This window comes from Olivibacter sp. SDN3 (assembly GCF_014334135.1).
Classification (GTDB): domain Bacteria; phylum Bacteroidota; class Bacteroidia; order Sphingobacteriales; family Sphingobacteriaceae; genus Olivibacter.
The window spans coordinates 3,213,538-3,239,220 of the sequence record NZ_CP060497.1 but is presented as its reverse complement, the minus strand read 5'-3'; the positions used below and the strand labels follow the sequence as shown (position 1 = coordinate 3,239,220).

The window sequence follows — 25,683 nt, the reverse complement described above, 5'->3', positions numbered from 1 at the left end:
AGCGCAGTATAAAGATGGAGCAGAATAATACCATTACCCATATTGAGATTCCGGCGCCAGACTTGGCGAAAGCTATTTCTTTTTACTCAACAGTATTTAATTGGAGGATTGAAATAGTAACCGAAAACAGCTATGCGTTTTTTTTAATCGGTGATACCAACACAGGCGGTGGGCTTAACACTTCGCTGAAACCGGCAGCAGAAAAATGCGGACCGCAAATCGTTGTGGATGTAGCGGACATTGGACAGACGCTGGACAAAATTAACGCTTCTGGAGGTTCAGTCACCCTGAAAAAAACCGAGATCGGCGGCGGACATGGGTTTTATGCGTCTTTTCGCGACCCTAACGGGAATCATTTACAAATTCATTCCCATGAGTAGGATTTCATCCGTCTATAACATTGTAATTTTTGTAAAAAATCGCCAAGATGAAATATAATATTGAGGAATTAATGAAACAGGAAGGCTCCATAGGTGCTTGGATCAAGGATTTGGATATGGCATTTACCAACTTAACCAGGGAGACTCCTTATGGCTCATTTGATAGAATTGATTGGCAATCCCTTACCTTTCTAAATAATCATCCAAACACTTCGGTTGCAGAGGTAAAAAAATTACTGCAGTACTTTACAGATGAAACGGAACTGAACCATAGGATCAAGGACTTTGAAAACAAGAAATTTATTTTGATTGGGAATGAAGGTCAAATCGAGTTTACTGAATTGGGTATGAAGGCCTTCAAAAAAGCATCAGCAGTTCAAGCTGAAATTCTTGAAAAATCTTTTACTGACATTACACAAGCCGATTATGTAACGACTATTCGGGTGGTCAAACAGATGTTGCAAAATATACAACCCTACATAAACAATACACCGAAAACATGAAAATATTCCTATTTGGGTCAACGGGCGGAACAGGCAAGGAAATTTTGTTAAGCTTATTGGAAGACAACTTTCAGGTGACTGCATTAGCAAGGGATCCTTCCGCATTAGCATTTGCGGATATTTCCAGTAATTTCCATATTGTAAAAGGCAATGTCTATGACCCCGAATCCTATCAGGAAGAATTGGGCAATTGCGATGTCGTGATTTCGACCTTGGGCCCCAGAACATCAAGAAGCAAAACAGAAATTTACTCCAAAGGCGGACAAGCTATCCTTTCTGCCATGCGGAAAGCGAAGATAAAACGTCTCATAACGCTCACTGCCGCTGCATTTGATCCGAATGACCCTAATTATAATAACTTTCTTCTCAGGTTTATCGTGAGACCCTTACTAAAGAACATTTACGTAGACATGCAGAAATGGGAGGATATTTTAGAGCACACTACAGACATCTCGTGGACGTGCATTCGCCCAAGCCGCCTGACCAACGGATCAGAAAAAGGGAATTATCGTATCCAACAAAACTATTGTCCGAACGGCGGCCGAAAGATCAGCAGAAAAGATCTGGCAAACTTTGTCATTAGTCAAATTCATTCAACCGACTTCATACACAAAAAGCCTGCAATTGCGTATTAATACATGACGAGTCAAATACAAAAAGGTTGATTAGCTTTTACAGTGATACAACCTATCTATAACCTATACGCTTTAGCTGACTATTTCACAACGGTAGCCTCAAGTTCTACATGTAATGTTTCAAAATACTTTTCACTTCTCAACACCGTAAGCGCTTGCTTAATGTCATAATTAGTTGTTCAAGCTTGTAAAATATCAAAGTGTATCTATAGTTCTGCTGAAGAAGTTGTATAGATATTTAACTAAGTGGTACTATCTGCTCTATATGCGCTCTTAGTTTGTCTTGCATGGCGAGTATTTGTAAAAAGATGATCACAAAGTTATGGTATTCAGGGGTAAAGTACATCTTTTTCGATTATCTACTCTCCCCTGAAATCAAACCATAAGGAAATTGGATAAGATTCATCGCCTTTATGCGAACCGATTTCTCCTTTTTGGGACGATGGTCCCATCTTTTCTGCTTTCTTGAATTTGGTTCCTATTGCGGGTATTTCATGTAGAAACGATATATCTCCTTCAGGAAAAGCCGGTGCAACACCTCCAGCTACTGCTCGTGGAGTCGGAGGTGTAAACAACCTGAAAAATAGACCGGGAGTTTCGGTAAAGATTCTAATAGGGGTCTCTGCTGTTTGCAATTCCATCCAATAGAGGTCCGCATGGTAACCCTTGAATTCCGGATAGATGAGACTATCGTATGATTCTCCGGTTACGGTATTATTATAATCCTTCTGCCAAACGGCTACCTGTGCACCCTTCATTCTATTTTTCCAAACACGGTAGGGGCCTTTTCCAAACCAGCGCACAGCCCTTACCAATGACTCAGGGTAATTAAAAGAAACCCCCAAGTAGTCTAATTCATTTTCACTTGCAGCTAAAGGAGATACCTTTAAATTTAATAGACCTGATTGGGTGAGTTTCCATTGTACCAATTCAGGGTATTTGCTTCGTTTTACTTGTAAAATAAAATCACCATTGTTATCTATTTTCCACTGAACTTCTTCGTCGGCTTCCTTTCCTGTTCCTACCGCTAACGGTCCTCCATGAAAGGAAACCTCGCCATATGCATTGGTAACCTTTTCTAAAAAACCATTTTTCTTATTGAAATCAAAATGTAGTGGTCCAACGCCGGCGGTTACCGCTTCGGTTTTCTCGCTTAAGTTAACGTCATTTAAGTCGCCCGTTTGCCTTATTCGCTCCAGCATATTCTCCGCTACTGTTTGTGGTCTTTTTATTGGCCAATTCCAGGTGCACACTTCTTCTCCGAAAGCATTCTTCGCCGTGAGCGTCAGCAACTCTGCGTGTGCCAAAACAGCTGGCAGATTTAACGCTATTGTTCCCGATTCGCCCGGAGGCAAATTGGGTCCTATTACAGTGCCGCTATCAAGCACTTTACTATCCGACCAAGCATCGATTGTACAGATACTCCAAGAAAAAGTACACTGATTAAGGTTTGTATACAAGTAGGTGTTTTTAACCGATAACTTACCATCAAATAGACTATCGATAACCAAGGGATGCACCTGTACGGGAGACCAAATCTCCCTGATGGTGTAAAAACTACCTTCTTTCTCTCGGTAGGGTCCCAGTATGCCGTCAGGAGCGTGGTTACCATCACTATCTAGTATGTTACCTTTATCAGTTCTCACGATCGCTTCGTCAGAGAACACCCATAAAAAGCCCCCAGCAAACAACGGACTGGTGGAGTAACTACTCCAAAAATCATCGAGTCCTGCACCATGCCCTCCGTCATAAAGGCCATGCATAAACTCCGTTGGCATGAACACATCTTGCCCCTTGGAAAGCCGCTGGATACCGTAGTTATAACTGGGATAATGGTAGGTGTCTACACCGTTACGTTGCAACCATGGATAAATAACCGGACGTTTCTGTATATCATAGGTATGAAACCACTTTTCATTTGCAAAATCCCAACCACCTTCATTGCCATGGTCCCAGATCACGACGCTTGGGTGATTCTCGTCTTTCAGGACAGCTTCTCTAATCAGCTTCGGACCTACAATAGTATCGTAAGCAGCCTGCCACCCTGTGACCTCATCTAGAACGAACAATCCCAAGGAATCGCATAATTCCAAAAACCGTTCATCCGGTGGGTAATGTGACATCCGAACAGCGTTCATGTTCATCTCCTTGATAAGTCTGATATCCTGTAAGTGATTTTCTTCGCTAAGTGCCCTACCGGTTTCAGGCCAGAATGAATGTCGGTTCACGCCCTTAAATACCACCTTTTTTCCATTTATGTAAAAGCCATTGTTTTTTCGTAATTCCACTGTTCTGAAACCGATGCGTTCCTCTTTTTCGTATAAACGTCTGTTATCTCGCATCAAGGAAAATTTGACTGTATATAACTGGGGCTTTTCGGGATTCCATGGTCTGATATCGCGGAATGCGCCATGCAACGTCAAGACCGGTTCACCTGCTTTAAATTCACCTGCCAGCGTTCCACCTACTTTTTCACCGTCTAGCGTGTAAAGCTCGACCACGCACGAAGTATTTGGCTCCATCCGGTTGACTGACAATTGCGCGGTAAAAGCTCCATCTGCTTTGGCATCAATAGCGATGCGCTCAAAGTGTTGTTCTGGAAGTACTTCCAGATATACTGGTCGAAATATCCCCCCGAGAATCCAGAAATCAGCCTCCCGCTCTGCCTGGTTGACCGATTCATTAGCCGAATGTTTAGCGACATCTACTTCCAGCAGATTCTCCTTTCCATAGTGCAAAAGATTGGTGATATCGTATTTGAACCGGTAAAATCCTCCTTGATGTAAATCGCCAGCAGATTTCCCATTGATCCTTACTTTGGTATCTGTCATAGCGCCATCAAAAACTATATGGATGGATTTTCCTTTCCACGAATGGGGTACTTGAAAATGGTGTTTATAAAGACCGTGTTCTTTTCCCAAGGTAGCTCCTTCCTTATCGTGGTCGTGCCCGTAATTATAATTACCGAAACCTTGCAACTCCCAATTGGATGGTACGGGAATGGTTGTCCACTCATCACTTCTACGTCCCTCGCTCATCATAAAATCCCAATTTACGGTATTGGCAGCATCGTAACCCGACAAATAGACCCGTTGATAGCCTTGTCCATCCTGTGCATGCAATGAAGTTACGCCATACAGTAATACCAAAAAGCATAAAATTAGGTTAAATTGCAGATGTTTATTAGCTATTATCATATTATGCTTATTTAAGTTTATGGGTTATAAATTTGCCTGAACCTACCTGTTTTTTGACTATTGATAAATGCCGTTATCATAACCCTGCGCTCATTCGATTTCAGGTTTCTAAATGTACATATTCCCTATCTAATATCGATATCTTTATAATATATTAGCCTATTACCCTGATCGGAAAACACGTCCAGATATTTCCTCAACCTCCTGAAAGTGAAAAGGGAACATGACTTTATAATTAGTTTATGATAGTTTTATCCATATAAAAAAGTGAGTATTTTCTATAAATTAAAAATAGACGAACATATTTGATTTAGGAATATGATGACTCCAAGTCAAATGAACGCGTATAAAGCTTCTTTCTACGCAGGAAACGCTTTAAAAACAACCCGTTTTGAATCAGCCAGTTGCACCTCTTTAATAGCACCTGCACCACGAAAGGCATAGATTAAGCCGAGGATTTTAAGCTTCTGTGCGGGTAAAACAGAACGATATACAAGCGCACCGTTGATATAATAGTCGATCATCTTGCCCGCACTACTTTTGCATGCAACTTCTATCCAATCATCCGTAGCAATTCCGAAGGAGGACAGGTCGTTTTCTTTACCCGAAATCACCCGTTCCCCGTCTAGCAAACTGAGCTCAGAAACGCAGCCCTTTTGCGATAATGGGATGCTGATTGGCATACCATCGGTTAAAAGTATAATCGAAGAAAACTGGCAAGCTGAATTGCCTCCACCATACGTGTTTTTGACTCGCGTACTAAATGAAAAATCATTGAGGCCGATCGCTTCAAAATTGCCCACATTGAAATATTTAATCACTGGTGCCTGTGGCTGCATTTTTATGCCTTGAGATATAATCGTATCAATAGGAAGGTGAAGTTCATCAGATCTTAAATAACTTTTTTGCTCCAAATAAATAGGGACAGTTTCGGTCGATATAGTGGCCAGCCAGCCTTCTGTGGGAACAATCAATGGATGCTCTTTAATAATCTGACTGCCAACAACGAGCTTAGCCTGATAAAAACCCGGTTCATAATAAATGGCCGTATGGTAAGTTCCGTTCTTATCAACGGAAACTCGGCGTGTTGAGTCCCAAGATTGCTGGATGTAAACCGGTTCGATACCAGCTGCCTTAGCGTCATAGCTGAAGACGACTGAATTGGGAATTCCGGTGGTAACGGGTTTACTACTGAATTTGAATTCCTTTGATGCTGGGTTCTTCGGACTAAACTGAACTAAAAATAGCGTTGCACCGAACAACGCGACCAGCACAGATACCGATACAATCCACCATCGATATTTCGCAACGCTAGACTCGGCCCGTTCTAACTTTGGGATTGAGTCTTCTTCTTCTTCCGTGTTAGACATTTCGGCAGTAGATTGCTGAATATGCTGCCTGAACACATGCCAGTTTTGATAGCCTAGAAAACAAGTCAGTGCGTTTAATGTGGTGCGTGTTGGAGTGGATTCATACCTCACCCGGCCCCAGAGGCGTTTCAAAGTACTCACACTCAAATGCACTTTTGTTTCTGCCCTAATGAGATCGCTCAGTTTTTCAAAGTCATCTGTTGCCCAGTCTTCGCCACTTCCCCAGGCCAATTTCTGCTCGATTAATTTAAGGCAAATAGCGAGCTCCTTATTTTTTGCATGCAATGTCAATTGGTTTATTTTCAAGTAATTATTGATATGAACAAAATTGAACCTCTATTGATCAAGATTGAACGGTGACGTGCTGCCATTTTTCCCGACATTAGCTGTGCTTACAAGTCATCTCTTTCATTTTATTAGGTTCGTTACCTTGATTATAGTAAAAATAGCAAAATTCTGGCATAGCAAATCTGCAACAATAACCTAATATAAAGTTAATAATCAAAATACAATTAAAGCAACATGAAAAATTTCTGGTTTATTTATCTGATTACATTTATTCATACTATCTGTCAAGCACAGATCACCCTCCCTCCTGACGGAAACAAAAAGGCTTCCGTCAGTGAAAACATAGGAATCACTAACGTTAAGGTAGATTATTCCAGACCCGGTGTCAATGGTCGAGAAGGCAAAATATGGGGTAATTTGGTTCATTATGGTTTTGAGGATCTGCACTATGGAACCAGCAAAGCAGCGCCATGGCGAGCAGGTGCAAATGAAAACACGACGATAGCATTCAGCACGGATGTTTTTATCGAGGACAAGGCCATTCCGGCAGGCAAATACGGATTTTTCATTGCGATGGGGCCAGATCAAGCGACTTTGATCTTTTCAAGGGTGAATTCAGCCTGGGGCAGCTTTTACTACGATCCTAAAGATGACGCCTTGAGGGTCGAGGTACCTATTGAGCATTTACCCTATACGGTAGAACGCTTGAAATATGAATTTGAGCGGCAAACTGAAAACGCAGCTATCCTTTCTTTGCAATGGGAAAAAGTAAAAGTCCCGTTCAAAATTACTGTCGATCTGCACAAAATCCAGGTCGAATCTTTTAGAAGGGAGTTCAATTCGGGGATTTTCTATCGATATTGGCAGAATATGCAAATGGCGGCAAACTATTGTTTGATCAACAATGTCAATCTTGAAGAAGCCTTAAGCTGGGCAGAGCGTTCGATCAATACTTATTTTGGCGAGTCCAACTTTCAGACGTTGTCTACATACGCTGGGTTGTTAAGAAAATTTGATCGTAATGTGGAGGCAGATTCGCTTATGAAAGAGGCCATCCCTATGGCCACTTCTGTGCAACTGGTGATGTATGGAAGTGGACTAAACAAAATGAAAGAACATCAGCAAGCATTTGACATCTTCAAGCGTAATCTGAATTTACATCCAGAAGATGATTATGCTCACCTGGGGATGGTTATGGGCTTTTACTTTCTAGGTAAAAAAGACGAGGCAATAAGAACAGCGGAAGAGGGCATCAAACAAAGCGATGACCCCCAATGGAAAAATCGATTTGAATCGTTGGCTTCCGATCTGAAAGCCGATAAAAAAGTCTTCAACTAACAAATGATGCCTGTCAGTTTTCACGTGAAGGTTTCTGGAAAGCGCTTGTGCAGTAACAAAATTTTAATAGTAATCTAATCCATATTATTATGAATCGGTCTCTGATCTCGGTATCTTTGTATATGTTACCCGGACGAGACAAACTTGCGCAGCGGTTTCTTGCTGTCATGAAGATTACCCATCGAAACAGGATGCTAAATACGGTAATTAGCAATGGTTTTAATTCATTGCAACAAGCGCTCATTCATTACAAAAAAAATGGGAATGAAGATATGTGTAATAATATATCGAGCGCCTTAGAATACGAAAATGATATTCATAGGGTCAATAATTCTATATATATGTAAATTTCATCTAGTCTCACCATAACGGTGGGACTTTTGTTTTCGACTTCCTCGATAAAAGTATTAGCTTTTTTATAAAAAAGGACGCTATTTTCTTATCGTAAAAGTCTATGTTTGCAAATTATGTGCTTAAAATAAAACGGGACAAAAAGTTTATAAAACCATTTTGTCCCGCCAAGGGTGGAATACCGGGCTCGAACCGGCGACCTCCTGAACCACAATCAGGCGCTCTAACCAACTGAGCTAAAACCACCGTTTTTTAGTGAGGCAAAGATATATAATATCTTAACACGTCGCAAATATTTTTTTATCAATTTTTATGGTTTTGTTTTTTAGTAATTTAGCCATATACCCTTATACGGTATATTTTAACCACAAGAAAAACGAAATGGACTGGAAATCAGCACTGAGAGATTTTACACAGTATTTACGCCTAGAACGATCTTTAGCAAAAAATTCTATTGAGGCGTATGTTCGTGATGTAGAGAAGTTAGCACAGCACGCCACATACGGCGTTCTGAAGGGTCCGCTGGATATCAGTACACAAGATATCCGTGATTTTCTGGCATGGGTCAACGCTTTGGGGATGACAGCCCACTCCCAGGCCAGAATATTATCGGGCATCAAAGCTTTTTACCAATATCTAATGATAGAAGGCACGATAAACAACAGTCCTGCAGCGCTAATTGAAGCACCGAGGTTGACCAGAAAATTACCAGACACCTTAAACATTCCAGAAATTGATGCATTGATTGCCGCTATAGACCTATCTACACCAGAAGGTATTAGAAATAAAGCCATACTCGAACTATTATATAGTTGCGGACTTCGGGTAAGTGAATTAACTAACCTGAAGATATCTAATTTGTTTTTAGATATTGAGTTTATAAAAGTTACTGGAAAAGGAAATAAAGAACGTTTAATACCTATTGGAAAAACCGCTGTCAAGCATCTTAAAATTTACTTACAACATACGAGAAAAGTTTTCCCAAAAAAAGTAGGAATGGAAGATTATGTTTTTCTCAACCGAAGAGGTTTGCCGCTATCGCGTGTTATGGTTTTTATCGTGATCAAAGATCTGGCGGCAAAAATAGGTCTAAAGAAAAAAATTAGTCCGCACACTTTCCGACACTCATTTGCCACACACCTCATCGAAGGGGGTGCAGATTTACGAGCGGTACAAGATATGTTAGGCCACGAAAGCATCAGTACAACAGAAATATACACTCACCTTGATCGTGATTACTTGCGTTCGGTGATGATCGATTTTCACCCCAGAGCTTAATATTCACAGCAATATTACTTGCAATGCAGATGCATTTATCCTACCTTTGCAGTAAAATTAGGTGAAACGCGATACTTATGCCTATCAAAGCAAACATATTTAAGCTTTTAGCCATATGCCTGATTGCAACGTTTAGTTACATTCAGAGTGTACAGCTTATGCATGCATATCACCACCAAGATGATCTATTAACTCATCAAGCAGAAACGCATTTCACCGTAAAAAAAGACGTTAACTGCCAAGTTTGTGATTACATTTTAGTAAAACAAGCACAGCAATTACCTGCAGGGATTTTTACGCTTAGCGAAGTTTTTAGAAGTAAACCTATACTTCTTCAGAGACTTGATCTAGCGACGCCTTGCGAAATAACATTGTCCAACGACCTGAACAAAGGTCCTCCTTTCGTCTAAATCTTTTCCGTTTGTTGTCTTCCGTTGGGAAACGATACTTATACCGTTAACTAATATTGGTTAGAGTATGTTTACGATGTCAAGGCTTCAAGTTGCAGATGTTTTTACAAGGTAGATACATCTTAGTGTTGTGGTAGATCATACCCAACACACTCAAAACCACTAACAATATGCGAATTAAAGAACAGCTGACTCTGTTTTTATTGCTTTTGTGCTTACAATATGTTTGTGCTCAAAGCGATGAATGTAATTTTATGATTAACGGACGTATTACCGACCACGACACCAAGTTACCCGTAGCTGGCGTATCCATTACAGTTACGCCGGGCAACTTGTCTGCGAAGACGGATGGTCACGGGTATTATCGTATACAATCACTATGTGAGGGAAATTACACACTTACCTTTAAGAGTTTAGGATTTACAGATATTGCCAAGCAAATCGTTCTGCAAAAGAGCACAACACTCAATATAGAAATGGAACATGGCGATATCCTGCTTCATGACGTGGAAGTTATCGGGCATGCACCAATAGCAAAATCCACTGCTAAAGTGGCTACATTGGAAGCGGAACAGCTAGAACAGAGTAGAGGAAGCACATTGGCTCAAGCGTTATCCAAAATAGCCGGAGTAAGTATGCTCACCACTGGCAGTACAATAGCTAAACCGGTAATTAATGGCATGCACAGTAACCGCGTACTCATACTTAATAACGGTGTACGTTTAGAAGGTCAGCAATGGGGAACCGAACATGCTCCTGAAATTGACCCTTACGTTGCCAAAACGCTTAGTGTGATAAAAGGAGCAGAGGGTGTGAGATATGGTGCGGATGCATTGGGAGGAATCATTTTAGCCACCCCCGCCCCCCTTCCTATTGACCGCCCGATAAGTGGGGAGCTAAATCTAGTTGGCGCCTCTAATGGCCAGATGGGAAACTTTTCGGGAATGCTCGAAGGAAACATAAAATCACTAAAAGGTTTAGCTTGGAGAGCCCAGGGGTCTTATAAGAAGGCTGGAAATATTAAAAGCCCTGATTATTTCATTAATAATACGGGAGTAACGGAAAGTAATTTCTCAGCTGCTTTGGGTTATAATGCCTCATGGGGTAAAATTGACGCGTATTTTAGCCATTTTAACACCGAAATAGGCATCTATCAGGGATCGCATATAGGTACGGCAAGTGATATCTACGAACGTATACAAGTTGGCCGGCCAATAGATGATGGTTCTTTTACCTATACTATTGAGAATCCACGACAGAAAATTATCCATGACCTCGCTAAACTTAAGCTGCATAAGGATTTCGATAATGGCGCCTCTCTGGATATACAATATGCCTTTCAGAAAAATCATCGGAGAGAGTATGACATACGTTTATTCGAATCGCCAACAACGCCGTCATTAGACTTGACATTAACGACACAGACACTTGATGTCTCCTATGATCATCTCAAGAAAAATCACTGGCGTACCATAATTGGCGCAAACGGGATCATGCAAGTGAACAATAACAAACCTGGAACGGGTACTACTCCACTCATACCTAACTACGATAGCTACACCCTGGGCGTGTACGGAATTGAGCGCTATATTGGTAATAACTATGAGTTGGAGGCAGGGGTCCGCTACGATTATAAATATTTTGATGCTGCTGGATATCGGTACGATTATCAACATCCAAATCCCGATGGCTCCCTCAATCACGTTTTGTATACCGGAAATAGAAATTTCAACAACGTATCGGGGTCATTAGGTGCCGTATGGCACATTAATAATCAGTTGAGCTTACGTTCAAATGCTGGTTTGGCCTGGCGTGCTCCAGCTGCCAATGAGCTTTTTAGCGATGGTGTACACCACGGAGCTGCGCTATATGAAATAGGTGATCCGGATCTAAAAAGTGAACAAGGATATAAATGGGTAAATTCCGCGACTTACTCGTCAGACAAATGGCATCTAAACCTAGATGTTTATGCGCAATTCGTGAACAATTACATCTATGCTACGCCTGATCCTGACAGTGTACGTCAAACTATCAGAGGTACTTTCCCAGTTTTCATTTATGAGCAAAAAGACGCTCGGTTCTGGGGAATAGACTTTGACGGCTCCTATAAAATATTAAAAGCACTAACCTATAACATGAATGTAGCCATCGTGAGAGCCAAAAATTCAACAGATAATATTTACCTGCCCTATATTCCGGCAGACCGTTTAGAACATAACCTGCGCTGGGATATTAACCTGCATAACGGCAGCAATTGGAATGCTCCCTATCTTCAAGTAGGCCATCGCTTTGTTGCCAGGCAAACCCGCTATGAACCTAATAGCGATTACGCAGCTCCTCCTCCATCCTATAACCTGATCAACCTAATGGCAGGCGTTAAATACAAATTGGGAGGGCAGACCTTTAGTTTCCATGCATCTGTTGACAATCTTACAAACAAACTTTATAAAGACTACATGAATAGGTTTAGGTATTATACCCATGAAATGGGCCGAAACATCACATTACGACTACAATATAACTTTTAACATAAATAATACGATCATGAACACATTAAAAATTTACTCATTGCTTGCATTTTTATCTGTTGGGACGTTGACTTTTTCCTCATGTTCCAAAGATGATCCCCAACCGGAAGTTGATCAGGAAGAAATTTCCAATGCGCAGATTACGTTTACTGAGGTAGAACGTGAATTACATGGCGATCATTATCACTACCATGACGTTCCTGATGGATTTACGGAAACAATTACTTTTGATGGAAGTTTTGTTCCAAGTACCGATCATTTTGACCTGGAAGAAGGAAAGACTTATAAAATGGAGGTTGCGACCTATAACTTTCAAGGGCAGGAATCACAACAAGTATATATTGAGCGTGCAGACATACACCAAGCCGGTATCTTCGGATTTACGGGAAATGACGAAAATAACCGCTTCGACTTAACAGAACATATGGAATTCGACTATGGAGATGCCGAAAATGCACGCGTAGGTATTACAGGTTATATAACCGTGACTGAACACTCGGATTCATTTAATTTTCAATACCGCCTTTTTCACCTGCAAACTGGCGCAAAAGAAGGACTTACAGCAGACGATTGGAATGATTTCAGCAAATTAAGCAATGCCGGAAGCACAGATATATCGTTGGTTATACCTATGCATTTTGTACATGGGGGTGATGATCACGATCATGATCATTAAAACATCAGTAAAAATATTTTATTTAAACGTCTGATTTACAAATAAAACCGCTCTTATTGGGCGGTTTTTTACATAAAAAGAGTCGGATACAAGTACCCGACTCTACATCTACCTATGAAAAACATGCCTTAAGCAAGGCACTACAAAAATAACGCATTATATTTACAACACAAATAAAAACTTACGTTATCGCGAAAATAATTTTACATAGGATTGGTTTTCTTAATAGTGAATTTTATGTTAGGTTTGCAAATAGATAAATTATCCGTTAAAAATGAGTCTTAGTTTATTAGAGGAATACATCGAATCTGGAAATGCGGCAGCGATAGACAACCTGTTACATACCAATCCTGCCCTATGCCAGCAAAAAACCAGTCATGAGATATCCCCACTTTTGCTTGCCTGTTATTATAACAAGCATCAGATTGTCAAAATTATTTTGCAACATACGCAGGAAATAACAATTTACGAAGCTGCCGCCGCTGGATTAACGGACGTTGTCAGTGAGCTGTTGGAAGAGTCGCCATCATTATTAAATGCCTTTTCTGAACATGGCTTCACCCCACTCGGCATGGCAACACATTTTGGAAACGCAGAGATTGTAAGATACTTATTGCTGAAAGGTGCAGATGTGAACCTTCCCTCGCAGAATGGTTATAATGTATATCCACTTCATGCAGCCATAGGATCCAATTTTGATGAAATAGCTAAAATGTTGGTAGAGGGAGGAGCTGAAGTGAATGTGTTGCAATCATCGAGAACCACTCCATTACATGCAGCCGCACAAAATGGAAATATAGAAATGCTTATCCTTCTACTGGAAAATGGCGCCAGGATCGATATCAAAAACGATTTTGGAAAAACCGCTGCTGACCTTGCTGCTGAGAAAGGGTTTACAGAAATTTCAAAAATACTGCGTTAAATTGACAGTAAAACTTAAAAATCCCACAACCGATGCCGCATACGTTTAACGAAATTACGTATATCTAACACAATTCCTGCCAATAAATAAAAAATGATAGGAAACCCTACGGCAAGAAAAGACGAGTAAATAAAGAACAACCTAATCTTAGAAATAGAAACACCTAGTTTCTCTCCGAGATATGCACATACACCAAACGAGCGTTGTTCAAAAAAAATCATGACACGTTGTATCATAGCATTCTATTTTGTTTAAATATCTGCAAGCCTATACCACAATCCAAACATTTATTGATACTACAGTATGACTGCTTTAACTGTAACAGAGCCTGTGAATCCGCCGCTGATCTGACCTTTATGCCCAATGACTTGTACTTACTAATAACGTCATTGCGCTCCGGATTTAACTGCTCTAAAAAGCTAATCGCACGGTAAATATACGCCTCTTTTCCAATATATTTACCATAGCTAAATAAAATTGTTACCATTGTGTTCAAAATGATATTGTCAATGGAAGCTGCTCCTAACCTTAAACTGTGTTTTTTTGCAGGTACATCAAACCTATAATGTTCCGCCCAATATTCGTTAACATGGAGATTTGCAAACAGCTGTCTCAATTCCTGAAGGCTCTGTGCGGCGATGATTTGAGAAAAAAAACTACCCAACTTTATACATATTGCTGCAAATTGTGCTAAGCGAAGGGATGGGAAATTACCAGGTCGCATCCTCAAAAATTTCCAGGCGGATATATCCATGGGTTTTAATCCATATTGTTTGCGATAATACAGATAAGTTCTCCGCAGCTTATTTGGATAATCGTCTATAAATATTTGCTGTTGCAACATCCCCGCCTGACCAAAAACCAGGGCCTCTAGTACCTGAGCATTATCCCTATATTTCATCACTAAATTATACGGCAAACTTACTGCGAGATGTTCAAAAGGCAGCGCATTGACTTTAAAACCAAAACTTTTTGCCAATAAAATATAGGTTACGTCGTCCCAGCTGCCCTTGCTTGCCTTTAAAACAGTAGCTGTCGATTGCTGCTTAACTATCAACCGCTCGATGAGTAATCTTTCTAACCAATGCGATATATTAAACGTATTGACTACGGAAATTTGTGAAGCACAGGGAATCCACTCACAGCTTTCCACCATTACACGGTATCCATCAAGTAAAGATTGATCGATAAAGCCCTTCAACTCAAAAGTTTCTGGTGTAGTACCATCTTGTAATCGGATGGGCATGTCGGCTTCATACACCACATGCAAGATAACATTATTGTATGCGGCATTTACATGATGCTTATGCCTGTACCAATCAGAAGCTTTAATATGTATTTCTATATTTCCTACCCATTCTATTCCCTCCATTATAATCCGGGCTTCTTCGAAATCTGGTCCGGCATGCTCATTGTACTTTCCTACGGAGCGTATTTGCAGGCTTTTGCCTTTTTTTGTAATAAGTGTAGAACAGTTAAATAACCCATATTTCCATATATACTGTAATACGTCTTCAGATAACTTCATCTATTTAGGGCTGTGGTTTTCCTAAATAAAGATAGTTGATTGATGAATTTAAAGTAAAACCATTCTGTTCATTTTATCTAGGCTTAACTTTCCCATTAACAAATCTATTTACCAACATAGCAGCTGGGGTATCACCAGTAGCATTAAGTACTGTTGCCATCGGATCAACTAACGTACCAATGATCATTACAGCGGGTATGGCTTCAATAGGTAAGTCGTAAGCAGAAATCATCAGCATTTCCCCGATATACCCCCCATTGGGGATTCCACCAGCAACGATACTTACTAATATAGTTAGGGCTACGGCTACAATAAGTGTATTAGGTTCCATAAACGGTCTGCCGATAAGAGAAAACGCAACAGCTATCTTGATAATGGAAGAGATGGAAGAGCCATCTTTATGTAAGGAAGCTCCCAGCGGGACCACGACATTAGCTATCGACTCTGGAACGCCGATACGCTTACAAGCATCTAAATTAGGCGGTATCACCGCAATACTGCTACAGGTACTTACAGCAGTGATCGATGGCAAAATGTTATTTTTCCAAAACAATCTGACGCCTCTTTTACCCTGAGCCAGCAAGGCATAAAGTGAAAAAAAGACCAAGAAATAAAAAAGGCCTAATAAGTAGTAAATACCTAAGGGTTTCGCGTAGATACCGAACAACTGGGGGCCAACAGTGCCTACCTGATATGCAAAATAAGCACCTAAACCAATAGGTGCAGCCTTCATGATATAAATAAGAAGGATTTTCATTACTTCATTGCCTGCATATAGAAATTTTCTAAAAGGCTCGCCTGCCGCACCCGAACGCAGAGATGCAATGCCCACTAAGAAGGAGAAAATAATAAAAGCCAACATATGTTCGCGTGAAAGCAACTGACTGAACTCACTCACCGTTAAAAAATCAACGGCTCTTTCTCCCCAATCTTTACCGTCACCTTCATCTAGTACAAAATCGGCCACCTCTCTGCTACCAATCTGGTTGTTCAATGGAAAAACCCATAATGCGATGATGGTGACAATTGCTGCGATAATAACTGTCGATACGAACACTGCCAACATCACAGAAAGTATTTTGCCCAGCTTTTGCGATTGGTCAATATTAGCCACGGCCGAAGCTATTGCAAAAAATATAAGCGGAATTACAGCCGTAAATAGAAGGTTGAGAAAGATGTCACCAATAGGTTTAAGATGAGCTACCCAGTCTCGGGCAAACAAGCCTACAAGGCTTCCCACAAAAATCCCTGCCAATAACAGCAATAAATTACTGTAGTTTTTTAAAAAACCATTACTCTTTGCATTCATGCTAAATACTAAAGTAATGGTTTTTTTATATTATAATACGTTAATATTAAGAAAATTTACTTTTAAGCGCGGCAAGTTTTGCTGCCATATCTGTTTCTGACTGCCGTTTATCATTTTTGAAGTTACTTCGACGACGATCTTTCGTTGGAGCGGACTTTTCTGCTGCTTTCATACTTAGCGAAATTCGATTTCTGGCAACGTCAACTTCTACCACTGTCACTTCAACAGGCTGATGTACTTTTACAACTTCATTAGCGTCCTTAATAAAACGATTTGCCAGTTGGCTTAAATGAACCAAGCCGTCTTGATGAACACCAATATCCACAAAAGCTCCGAAGTTAGTAATATTCGTTACGATTCCCGGTAACTTCATCCCAACCTTAAGGTCACTTACGCTATTTACACCTTCTGTAAACGAGAAAGCTTCAAACTTTTCACGCGGGTCAAGTCCAGGTTTTGCAAGTTCACTCATAATATCATTCAAAGTGGGTAGCCCGATCTCCTCGCTTACATATTTGCCTAAAGGGATACGCTTTCGAAGTTTTTCATCTTTTAATAAATCGGTTACATTTTGTCCTAAATCAGCTGCCATTTTCTCTACTACATCATAACGCTCTGGGTGCACGGCACTAGCATCTAATGGGTTTTCCGCACCTCTTATACGCAAAAATCCGGCCGCCTGTTCAAATGCCTTTTCACCTAAACGTGGTACTTTTTTTAGATCTGAACGTCGCCTAAAGGCACCATGCTGATTACGGTATTCAACAATACCCTGTGCCAATGCTGGACCTAAGCCTGAAACATAAGCCAATAGCTGTTTCGACGCCGTATTCAATTCAACTCCTACCGCATTCACGCAACTTACCACGGTATCTGCAAGTGATGCCTGCAATTTGGACTGATCGACATCATGTTGGTATTGCCCCACTCCAATTGATTTAGGATCGATTTTAACGAGTTCGGCCAGAGGGTCCATCAAGCGCCTACCTATGGACACGGCTCCTCGTACAGTGATATCATAGTTAGGGAACTCTTCGCGCGCGGCATCCGAAGCGGAATATATGGAAGCTCCGCTTTCATTGACCATTACTATTATAGGATCGCCCAAATGAAGCTTCCTTATAAAATCTTCTGTCTCTCTACCTGCAGTACCATTACCAATAGCAATAGCTTCTATCGCATATTTATCACATAATTGCTTCAACTCATGAGCAGCCTCTTGTGACTTTGCAGCACCATTATGAGGATATATTGTATTATTTATCAATAACTTACCCTGCTCATCTAAACAAACTAATTTACAGCCTGTTCTAAATCCTGGATCTATTGCCATTATTCGTTTACTGCCTAATGGAGCTGCTAATAAGAGTTGGCGGGCATTCTCTGCAAAAACACGGATAGCTTCTTCGTCGGCACGTTTACGTGTCAATAAACGTACTTCGGTTTCCATGGATGGTTTCAATAGTCTTTTAAAACTATCCTGAATCGCTAAGCTTACCTGAGCCGATGTCTGATTACTCGCTATTACAAAACGACGATCTATAATAGCAATAGCCTCATCTTCGGGCACATCTATATCTAAATACAGTAACTGTTCTTTCTCACCACGTCTCATAGCGAGAACACGATGGGATGGAGCTGTTTTCAACGGTTCAGACCACTCGTAGTAATCCTTATACTTAATGGCCTCCTCCTCTTTTCCAGGAACAACACGTGACGAAAAAACACCTTGTTCCAAGAAAAGGTTACGTATTTGAGCTCTTGTATCTGCATGTTCGGCGATCTGTTCCGCTACTATATCACGCGCCCCGGCAAGCGCTTCCTCCACAGAAGACACGCCCTTTTCCTCACTGATAAAACGAGTTGCCTCCACTTCCAGTTCGAGAGAATTTTGCTGCATAATTACCGTAGCGAGCGGCTCCAGACCTTTGTCACGAGCTACTGAAGCTCTTGTTTTCCGTTTTGGCTTAAATGGCAGGTAAATATCCTCTAACACAGCCATTGTTTCTGCTTCGTTGAGCTTAAGCTGTAACTCAGGACTAAGTTTGCCCAATTCAGTTAGTGATTTAACAATTGCGTCCCGTCTTTTATCTAGTTCTCGCAATTGGGCCACCCTATCGCGGATCCCCGATACTGCCACCTCATCGAGGCTACCGGTAAGCTCTTTTCTATAACGGGAAATAAAAGGTACGGTTGCACCTTCGTCCAACAAGGCAATGGTAGTACGCACTTGCCTTTCACTGATCGATAACTGCTGCGCTATCTGTTGTTCATGTGTTAACATAAGCTAATAATATATCTCTGATTACTCCACCTGGAGAACTGGCCAGGGAAACGTTTTATGGGGAACGGAATTGGATTATTTTGTTCAAAGAAGCAAGAAACACGTAATTGCAAAGAAAATTGAAATGGATTGTTAACGTCTCCTTAGAAGGGTTGTTATTATGATTTTTCCGGAGCATCTGCCTCCGCTGAGCCTGTATCGGTTCCATCAGTATTTGTTGAGTGTGCAGTTTCCACAGTATTTGCATCTTCTTCAGTAAGGTCTTTTTTTTCTGAATCTTGCGTAGTAGAACCGTCGCTATAGTAATTACTCTGGCTTCCGTAATATTCGGGTTGCCTATGCCCGCCATCACTATAATCATCTGCTGTAGATGCTGTCTGATCTGGTTTAGGTGTTTTCTTTTCCTCCTGTGTTTTTACGGGCTCTGATACATCCAAATCTTTACCAAAATTATTGATCTGATCGTTGATATCCTGTTTGATAGACTCCGAAGCATCTTTAAATTCGCGCAGACCTCTACCTAAACCTCTTGCTAACTCAGGTAGTTTTCTACCGCCAAATAAGAACAACGCCACCAAGAGGATCAGCATCATCTCAGACCCACCTATATTTAAAAATAACAATACAGAACTTAACATCTTCTTTATCTTTCTATATCAACAAACTTAGACAAAATTGATTGTATATACAAGTTTGCACATGCAAGCAATTATATCTCATCGCACGCAAACAAGTCGCCAAAGCTATTAATTTTTATCGAAATAAAGGGGATCATGATAAAAACTTAGATAAAAAAGCTTTTATATACCTTTTTTTTGCAAATTGTATATAAAAGCTTTTTATTGATCTCACATCAGCCTTTGAGAGATAATTTCTTTAGATAAAATCTAATCGATGAAGATAGAAAGGGCACCGTGTTAAACTTCCCGGTCTATTTCCCAATTTTCCAGATAATCTGCCACTCTTCGTACAAACATTCCCCCTAAGGCTCCGTCTACAACACGATGGTCGTATGACAAAGACAAGAACATCATATGCCGTATACCAATCATATCGCCCGAAGGTGTTTCAATAACAGCTGGTTTCTTAGTAATTGTTCCTACAGCCAGAATAGCTACCTGAGGTTGATTGATAATAGGCGTACCCATTACGTTACCAAAAGACCCTATATTAGTTACTGTGAACGTCCCTCCCTGCGTGTCATCAGGTTTTAATTGATTTTTACGTGCTCTATTTGCCAAGTCATTCACCGCCTTAGTGAGGCCGATTAGGCTTAGCTGTTTCGCATTTTTAATAACCGGAACAATGAGATTGCCGTTAGGTAAAGCTGTTGCCATACCGATGTTGATATCGTGTTTCTTAATGATTTGTGTACCTTTTACCGATACATTAACCATCGGAAAATCTTTTAAGGCCTTTACCACGGCTTCTATAAAGATAGGAGTAAACGTCAATTTTTCGTTTTCTCTTTTCTGAAAATCATCTTTTATATTATTTCGCCAGCGTACGATGTTGGTAACATCAGCTTCTACAAAAGAGCAAACATGTGGTGCAATTTGTACGCTATGAACCATATGTTCGGCTATCAGGCGCCGCATTCTATCCATTTCAATGATTTCATCTTTTCCGGAAACCACCGTAACCGGTTGTTCTGAAACCCGCTCTACAATCCCTTTTGGTTTCATTTCTTTACCCGCTCCCCTGTCTGCAAGGTAATCCATCAAATCTTGTTTGGTAACCCTTCCTTCAAGTCCAGTTCCCTGTATCGTTTCCAGCTGATCTGCCGAAATACCTTCCTCCGCCGCTATACTTTTCACAAGTGGGGAATAGAATCTACCTGTGCCCTCAGAAGAATCGTTTTCTTCGTGGTTTGAGGAAAATTTATGTTCTTCCAAACGATCTACGCCCGGAATTTGATGATCCTCAAGCGGCAAGTCGACATTTTCAATGGTAGCGGCAGTAACGTCTGTAAGATCTGCCTCCGTCATATTTTGGGCTTCCACCTCCAAAACGGCAAGCACCTCACCAACTTGAACTACCGCGTCTTTGTCAAAACGTTGCTCTACAAGTTTTCCCGCTACAGGTGATGGCACTTCCGAATCCACTTTATCTGTTGCTATCTCCACTATTGTATCATCTACTTCTACCATGTCTCCCGGTTGTTTAACCCAATTAACTATGGTCGCTTCTGATACACTTTCCCCCATCGAGGGGAGAAGTAATTTATATTTTGCCATACTATCTTTATCTTTTCTAAGTTGATTAAGAGCGATGTAAGTTACAATAATATCTAAAAAAATAAAAAAAACCGAACAATATTTGCTTACAACCAACAAACACCAACAACATTCTACGTCTGGCCCGTCAACATATTATACCGGCTTACTTCATTGTATACCTTGCTCTGTCTTAAGTAAATTGAGTAACATAATCAACGCGTTGGCTGCGGCACGTTCTATATTTGGTATTCGTACATTACCAAAACTAAATTTCCGTGTAATCACCTTACCTCTACCAGCCACAGCAATCCAAACGGTGCCCACGGGTTTTTCTGAAGTTCCACCCTCAGGACCAGCAATACCGGTAACAGCGATACTATAATCGGTAGCATACCTTTGCTTGGCTCCATTCACCATTTCTACTGCTACTTCCTCACTTACTGCTCCATATTTTATCAACGTTTCTTCCCGAACCCCTAACATACTAACTTTTAACTGATTACTATAGGTAACGGCCCCTCCCATAAAAACAGTACTACTGCCCGCATAACTTGTGAGTACATGCGAAATATATCCACCTGTACAACTCTCGGCTGTAGACAATGTCAGCCGCCTGTCTTTCATAATAAGAAGGACTGTTTCCTCCAAAGTAGCATCCCCATACCCGACAACAAACGTGGGTATTTTTTCTACAAGCTTGCCCATATATTGATGAACCTCTTCTTGCAATATTTCGAGCTGCTTTCCCATAGCTGATAACCGCAATCTAACCTGCCCATATTTTGGAAGGTAAGCCAAGTGTATATGCTCTGGAAGGTTGTCTTCCACAGATTTTATTTTCTCCGCCAAAAAAGATTCGCCAATACCTGCCGTAAGTAGTGTTTCATGTACGATAGCTTTTCTTTCAGGAAGAACCTTCAATCTTGGCAATACCTCCTCTTTCATTAGAAACTTCATTTCATTAGGAACCCCCGGCATAATCACGTAAATCTTCCCTTCCTTTTCAATCCACATCCCTGGCGCAGTACCTGTTTCATTATGGAGTACCGTAGCATTTGCCAAAACGTCAGCTTGTTTTCTATTTACATCCAGCATTGGTCTATTAAACTTGCTAAAAATAGTTTCCACATGTTTCAGCACCTGCTCATCCCTGTATAAGGTAGTATTAAAATATTCGGCCAAGGTTTGTTTCGTCACATCATCTTTGGTTGGACCTAACCCCCCTGTACAAAAAATAATATCGGCCCTGACCGACGCCGCATCCAAGGCTTCTTTAATAACTGTAGAACGATCCGCTACGGAAGATATCTGTACAAGCTCGATTCCAATAGCGTTCAACTGTCTTGCAATCCAAGCAGAATTGGTATCAACGATCTGTCCAATCAATATCTCATCCCCTATAGTTATTATTTCTGTAGTCATGAAGCAAAGTAAATATTAAAATTTTAAGGCACAAGTATCCCGATTCAACCGCATTATTTCAGAAAAACTGATGCTCAAAAATAAATAAAAAGGCAGTAACAGCAAGCTGATGTTCTGTATCTTATTACCAATGCCTGCCTAAAAGCTATTATAATAGTCGTTACGTTTTGTAAGCTTAAGATCTTGTAAAATAGACGCTTTTACCCTAATATTGAAAGTGTAACTTCTATAAGTTCCAAATGGTATCCAACCAAAGGACATATCCCAACAATGCAGGTCTCTATAAATATTAAACTGCGTCAAACTCATTTTCTTTAATTGAAAATCATAACCTGTATTGTATTGTATCTTCCATTTTGGAGTAATAGAAAAATCACCATGGATATTGATTGTGCTGGTTATTCGTGTATCTGCAAATTGTTTGCTATACTGAAAAGCAAAAGAAGCTGCGACATTCCATGGAATATTAAAATCCACAAAGGCATTCGGATCTGAACTGATACGGGCCAACTCCTGTTGCTGTTCAGGAGTCATATTGGTTTTGTTCTGGTCTAGCTCATTCAAATTCTCATTACGACTTTTGGCAGCCGCTGGATTAAAGCTGAAATCTGCTGACAGACCAAAATTTGTTAAGCGAGCGAGCTGTCCACCCTTTATGGCATATTCGTTAACACGCCTGTAGCTGGGTGTAGCACTACCTGGGGCATTCACCTGTTCAAATCGGTACGGATCAAATGTTCCATTAAAGTTAAGTCCCAATTTTTGGTCGAACAGAGCCGTCCGGCCTGAAAAGCTAATATTGGAAAGTTTAAAAGAGTCTGCCACAAAATTATAGTTTCCACTAAAGGTAAGCCCTTGTAAAATCTGCACTTTCTTAAAACCGGTCCCGGTGGTATCGTCTGCACTCCTCACTTTGGCCTCTACGTTATTATCAATTGAAAAACCTATTCCCATGGAACGGCCAGCGCCCGGTGTACCGTAAATAGCGTTTTGGAAAATAGAATATTTAACCGGTCTGCCCTGATTATCTAAAACCTGGCTTCCGTCAGCATAAAGTTGTTCACGATAGAAACCAAAACTGCTTTCCGAAAAATCAGGCCGATAATTGAAATTTACGGAAGGGGTAATGACATGTCGCAGGGCCGCTAATTTCCCCTTGAAATTTTTCTGCCCATACACTTTGGTAGAAAAGCCACTGGAAAAGCTATAATCGTAAGCCCTATTAAATCCCTGTAAAGTATCAATTACCTCCTCAAATCCTCTGGGCACATTATCAAAACGTTTTCGTATAGATTGAAAGTACCATCTTTCTGTATAATTAACGCTGGTATTGAATTGAAAATACTGCAATACATTTAATGATAAACTGACCGGAACATTATGCTGAATACCATTTTGTAGTTTTTTCAGGGTCTCACTACTAAACAATTCACTTTCGGTAGAGTTCAATGAATTTTTCCCTTGCATACTATACCCCATAGTTATGCGCTGGTACCACTTCTGATCGCCCACCCTATCTTTAGTATCAAAAGGGTTAAAGGTCGCGACGTTAAGATTGAAGGTTGGAAGCTCCAAGTTAATCTGCCCGGTAGAAATATCCTGTCGATGACTCAAGCTTGAAGTAAAATTCACCTTACCATCTGCAAATGTTTTGCCGTAGGCTATACTTGACGACATATTGTTACGTGTAAGCTGATTGTAATCATAAGAGCCACTGGCAGCGGTATTGGAGTAAAAAGAGCCGGTTCCTACATTCACCTGAGCACTAAAAGTTGTTCCGGGATTAGCTTCTTGTCTCTGCGAGTGATTCCATGTGATATTAAAGTCTCGTGCCCGAGAGAAACCAGGTGTGTTTTCCTCTCCGCTCTTGGTATAAGCATAGCGTAAACTGAAGCCCCCATCATACTTATAATTCTTTTTATAACGTACCCTAGCACTACTTTCCCAAGATCCCTTGGAATAAAGATTTGCCCGTAACTCGGCATCCCAATAATCATTAAGCCCTATATAATAACCGGCGTCGCGCATAAAGAAACCTCTCGTAAAATCTTCTCCGAAAGTTGGAAACAATATGCCCGACTGCCTCTTATTCGTTTTTGGAAAAAATCCAAAGGGAATCATAACAAAGCGCAAAGGCACTTCTTCTACAACCATATATGCACTTTTGGAAACCACTTGATTTTCTGTTAAGATGACACGGCTCATCTGGATACCGAAATGTGTATGCGGAAAAGGGAGATTACATGTACTATAAAAGCCGTGTCGAATAAATTGCTCGTTATATTCGTTCTTTTTTATTTCCCGAGCTTGGATGGAGGCACCATCCATCTCCGTAAACACACCATAGGTTTTTCCTTTTTTACTATCGAAATTAAATAATAGCGAATCGACAGTTACCGGAGGGTCTGTTGCTGTTTTAAATATCGGTCGTCCTCGATATCGACCGTTATGATCTATCAGCCCACTGGCAAACATGGTACGTGTACTATTATCTATACGAATATAATCAGCTGTAAGTTCCATATCTTCGTACTTAATCTTGGCATTTCCGTATAAGTGCAGCTGATTATTTCGGCGATCGGTAATGGTAGAATCCTCGGCATTACTTAAAACCATGGAAGATATTCCGTCAGCATTACCGCTGTCCTGTTTTAAGGAATCTCCATCTAAAGAATCAGCCAATAAGGAATCTGTAATTAAGGAGTCTTGCTGAAGCGTATCTTGTACGATATTGATCGGTTGACCAACGCTGTCTTGCACAATAAACTGTTGTCCGGAAGCTGATTTTGGCAACAACATTCCATAAATGGATAAAACCAACCCAAAAAAAACACTAACAGACTTCAAATTTGACAACGAATATTATTTTTGCAGTATATAAATTTACGGCGCCCAAAATTAACGAAACGATTAGCAGCTTGCAATAGCTACTACCATTTCGTTTAACAGATTTTTATTAAGAGATGCTACATCGACACAACATGCTTAAAATTTATAGTAATAGTGTTTTAGCTACTTATCTCAATGTAAGTCAAATTAAAATTC

General features: G+C 40.5%; 18 protein-coding genes and 1 tRNA gene. 8 read left to right on the top strand and 11 right to left on the bottom strand.

The annotated features are described in order from the left end of the window. Window positions 1-14 precede the first annotated feature (14 nt). Genes H8S90_RS13395 through H8S90_RS13385 form a run of 3 tightly spaced genes read left to right on the top strand, consistent with a single transcriptional unit; the run spans window position 15 to window position 1,518 of the window. Entirely contained in the window at window positions 15-380 is a 366-nt protein-coding gene (locus H8S90_RS13395) for a VOC family protein (protein ID WP_222852089.1), read from the top strand. Between the two features lie 47 nt (window positions 381-427). Beyond that, entirely contained in the window at window positions 428-883 is a 456-nt protein-coding gene (locus H8S90_RS13390) for a hypothetical protein (RefSeq protein WP_187338375.1), read from the top strand. Further along, window positions 880-1,518 (top strand): NAD(P)-dependent oxidoreductase, encoded by a 639-nt coding sequence (locus H8S90_RS13385; RefSeq protein ID WP_187338374.1) that lies wholly within the window; start codon window positions 880-882, stop codon window positions 1,516-1,518. Before H8S90_RS13390 ends, H8S90_RS13385 begins: the two co-directional genes overlap by 4 nt. A gap of 359 nt (window positions 1,519-1,877) precedes the next feature. Here H8S90_RS13385 and H8S90_RS13380 read toward each other — a convergent pair whose 3' ends face one another. After that, window positions 1,878-4,715, bottom strand: coding sequence for a glycoside hydrolase family 2 TIM barrel-domain containing protein (locus H8S90_RS13380; RefSeq protein WP_187338373.1), 2,838 nt, complete (start codon window positions 4,713-4,715; stop codon window positions 1,878-1,880). 359 nt (window positions 4,716-5,074) lie between these two features. After that, the gene (locus H8S90_RS13375) at window positions 5,075-6,376 is read right to left on the bottom strand and encodes a hypothetical protein (RefSeq protein WP_187338372.1); all 1,302 of its coding nucleotides are present in this window, start codon (window positions 6,374-6,376) and stop codon (window positions 5,075-5,077) included. Between the two features lie 231 nt (window positions 6,377-6,607). Here H8S90_RS13375 and H8S90_RS13370 point away from each other — a divergent pair, with 231 nt between their 5' ends. Next, a complete protein-coding gene (locus H8S90_RS13370) occupies window positions 6,608-7,711 on the top strand; it encodes a DUF2911 domain-containing protein (protein ID WP_187338371.1) in 1,104 nt (367 codons plus the stop codon). Window positions 7,712-8,233: 522 nt separating this feature from the next. Here the strand turns inward: H8S90_RS13370 and H8S90_RS13365 are convergent. Further along, window positions 8,234-8,309: transfer RNA gene (locus H8S90_RS13365), tRNA-His, on the bottom strand. A 134-nt stretch (window positions 8,310-8,443) separates the two neighbouring features. On the opposite strand from H8S90_RS13365, the gene xerD reads away from it, so the two are divergent. The 4 genes from xerD (at window position 8,444) to H8S90_RS13345 (ending at window position 13,876) form a co-directional block, all read left to right on the top strand. Next, complete coding sequence (gene xerD / locus H8S90_RS13360; protein ID WP_187338370.1) at window positions 8,444-9,340, top strand: site-specific tyrosine recombinase XerD; 897 nt, start codon at window positions 8,444-8,446, stop codon at window positions 9,338-9,340. A gap of 664 nt (window positions 9,341-10,004) precedes the next feature. Next, window positions 10,005-12,278, top strand: coding sequence for a TonB-dependent receptor (locus H8S90_RS13355; protein ID WP_187338369.1), 2,274 nt, complete (start codon window positions 10,005-10,007; stop codon window positions 12,276-12,278). A 16-nt stretch (window positions 12,279-12,294) separates the two neighbouring features. Beyond that, entirely contained in the window at window positions 12,295-12,954 is a 660-nt protein-coding gene (locus H8S90_RS13350) for a hypothetical protein (protein WP_187338368.1), read from the top strand. 274 nt (window positions 12,955-13,228) lie between these two features. Continuing rightward, window positions 13,229-13,876 carry an ankyrin repeat domain-containing protein gene (locus H8S90_RS13345; RefSeq protein WP_187338367.1) on the top strand — a complete coding sequence of 216 codons (648 nt, stop codon included), beginning with the start codon at window positions 13,229-13,231 and terminating at the stop codon, window positions 13,874-13,876. Between the two features lie 14 nt (window positions 13,877-13,890). On the opposite strand, the gene H8S90_RS26215 is transcribed toward H8S90_RS13345, so the two are convergent. The 8 genes from H8S90_RS26215 to H8S90_RS13310 all read right to left on the bottom strand — a co-directional run bounded on the left by H8S90_RS26215 (window position 13,891) and on the right by H8S90_RS13310 (window position 25,494). After that, window positions 13,891-14,112 carry a PspC domain-containing protein gene (locus H8S90_RS26215; protein ID WP_255501600.1) on the bottom strand — a complete coding sequence of 74 codons (222 nt, stop codon included), beginning with the start codon at window positions 14,110-14,112 and terminating at the stop codon, window positions 13,891-13,893. After that, on the bottom strand, window positions 14,109-15,404 hold the full coding sequence (locus tag H8S90_RS13340) for a DUF2851 family protein (protein ID WP_187338366.1): 1,296 nt from the start codon (window positions 15,402-15,404) through the stop codon (window positions 14,109-14,111). The genes H8S90_RS26215 and H8S90_RS13340 overlap by 4 nt, the downstream gene beginning before the upstream one ends. 73 nt (window positions 15,405-15,477) lie before the next feature. Then, window positions 15,478-16,713 carry a dicarboxylate/amino acid:cation symporter gene (locus H8S90_RS13335; protein ID WP_187338365.1) on the bottom strand — a complete coding sequence of 412 codons (1,236 nt, stop codon included), beginning with the start codon at window positions 16,711-16,713 and terminating at the stop codon, window positions 15,478-15,480. A gap of 46 nt (window positions 16,714-16,759) precedes the next feature. After that, window positions 16,760-18,997, bottom strand: coding sequence for a Tex family protein (locus H8S90_RS13330; RefSeq protein ID WP_187338364.1), 2,238 nt, complete (start codon window positions 18,995-18,997; stop codon window positions 16,760-16,762). Window positions 18,998-19,155: 158 nt separating this feature from the next. Further along, entirely contained in the window at window positions 19,156-19,635 is a 480-nt protein-coding gene (locus H8S90_RS13325) for a twin-arginine translocase TatA/TatE family subunit (protein ID WP_187338363.1), read from the bottom strand. Window positions 19,636-19,914: 279 nt separating this feature from the next. After that, window positions 19,915-21,234 carry a dihydrolipoamide acetyltransferase family protein gene (locus H8S90_RS13320; protein WP_187338362.1) on the bottom strand — a complete coding sequence of 440 codons (1,320 nt, stop codon included), beginning with the start codon at window positions 21,232-21,234 and terminating at the stop codon, window positions 19,915-19,917. A gap of 150 nt (window positions 21,235-21,384) precedes the next feature. After that, window positions 21,385-22,638, bottom strand: coding sequence for a competence/damage-inducible protein A (locus H8S90_RS13315; RefSeq protein WP_187338361.1), 1,254 nt, complete (start codon window positions 22,636-22,638; stop codon window positions 21,385-21,387). 138 nt (window positions 22,639-22,776) lie between these two features. Beyond that, the gene (locus H8S90_RS13310) at window positions 22,777-25,494 is read right to left on the bottom strand and encodes a putative LPS assembly protein LptD (RefSeq protein ID WP_255501599.1); all 2,718 of its coding nucleotides are present in this window, start codon (window positions 25,492-25,494) and stop codon (window positions 22,777-22,779) included. Window positions 25,495-25,683: the final 189 nt, after the last annotated feature.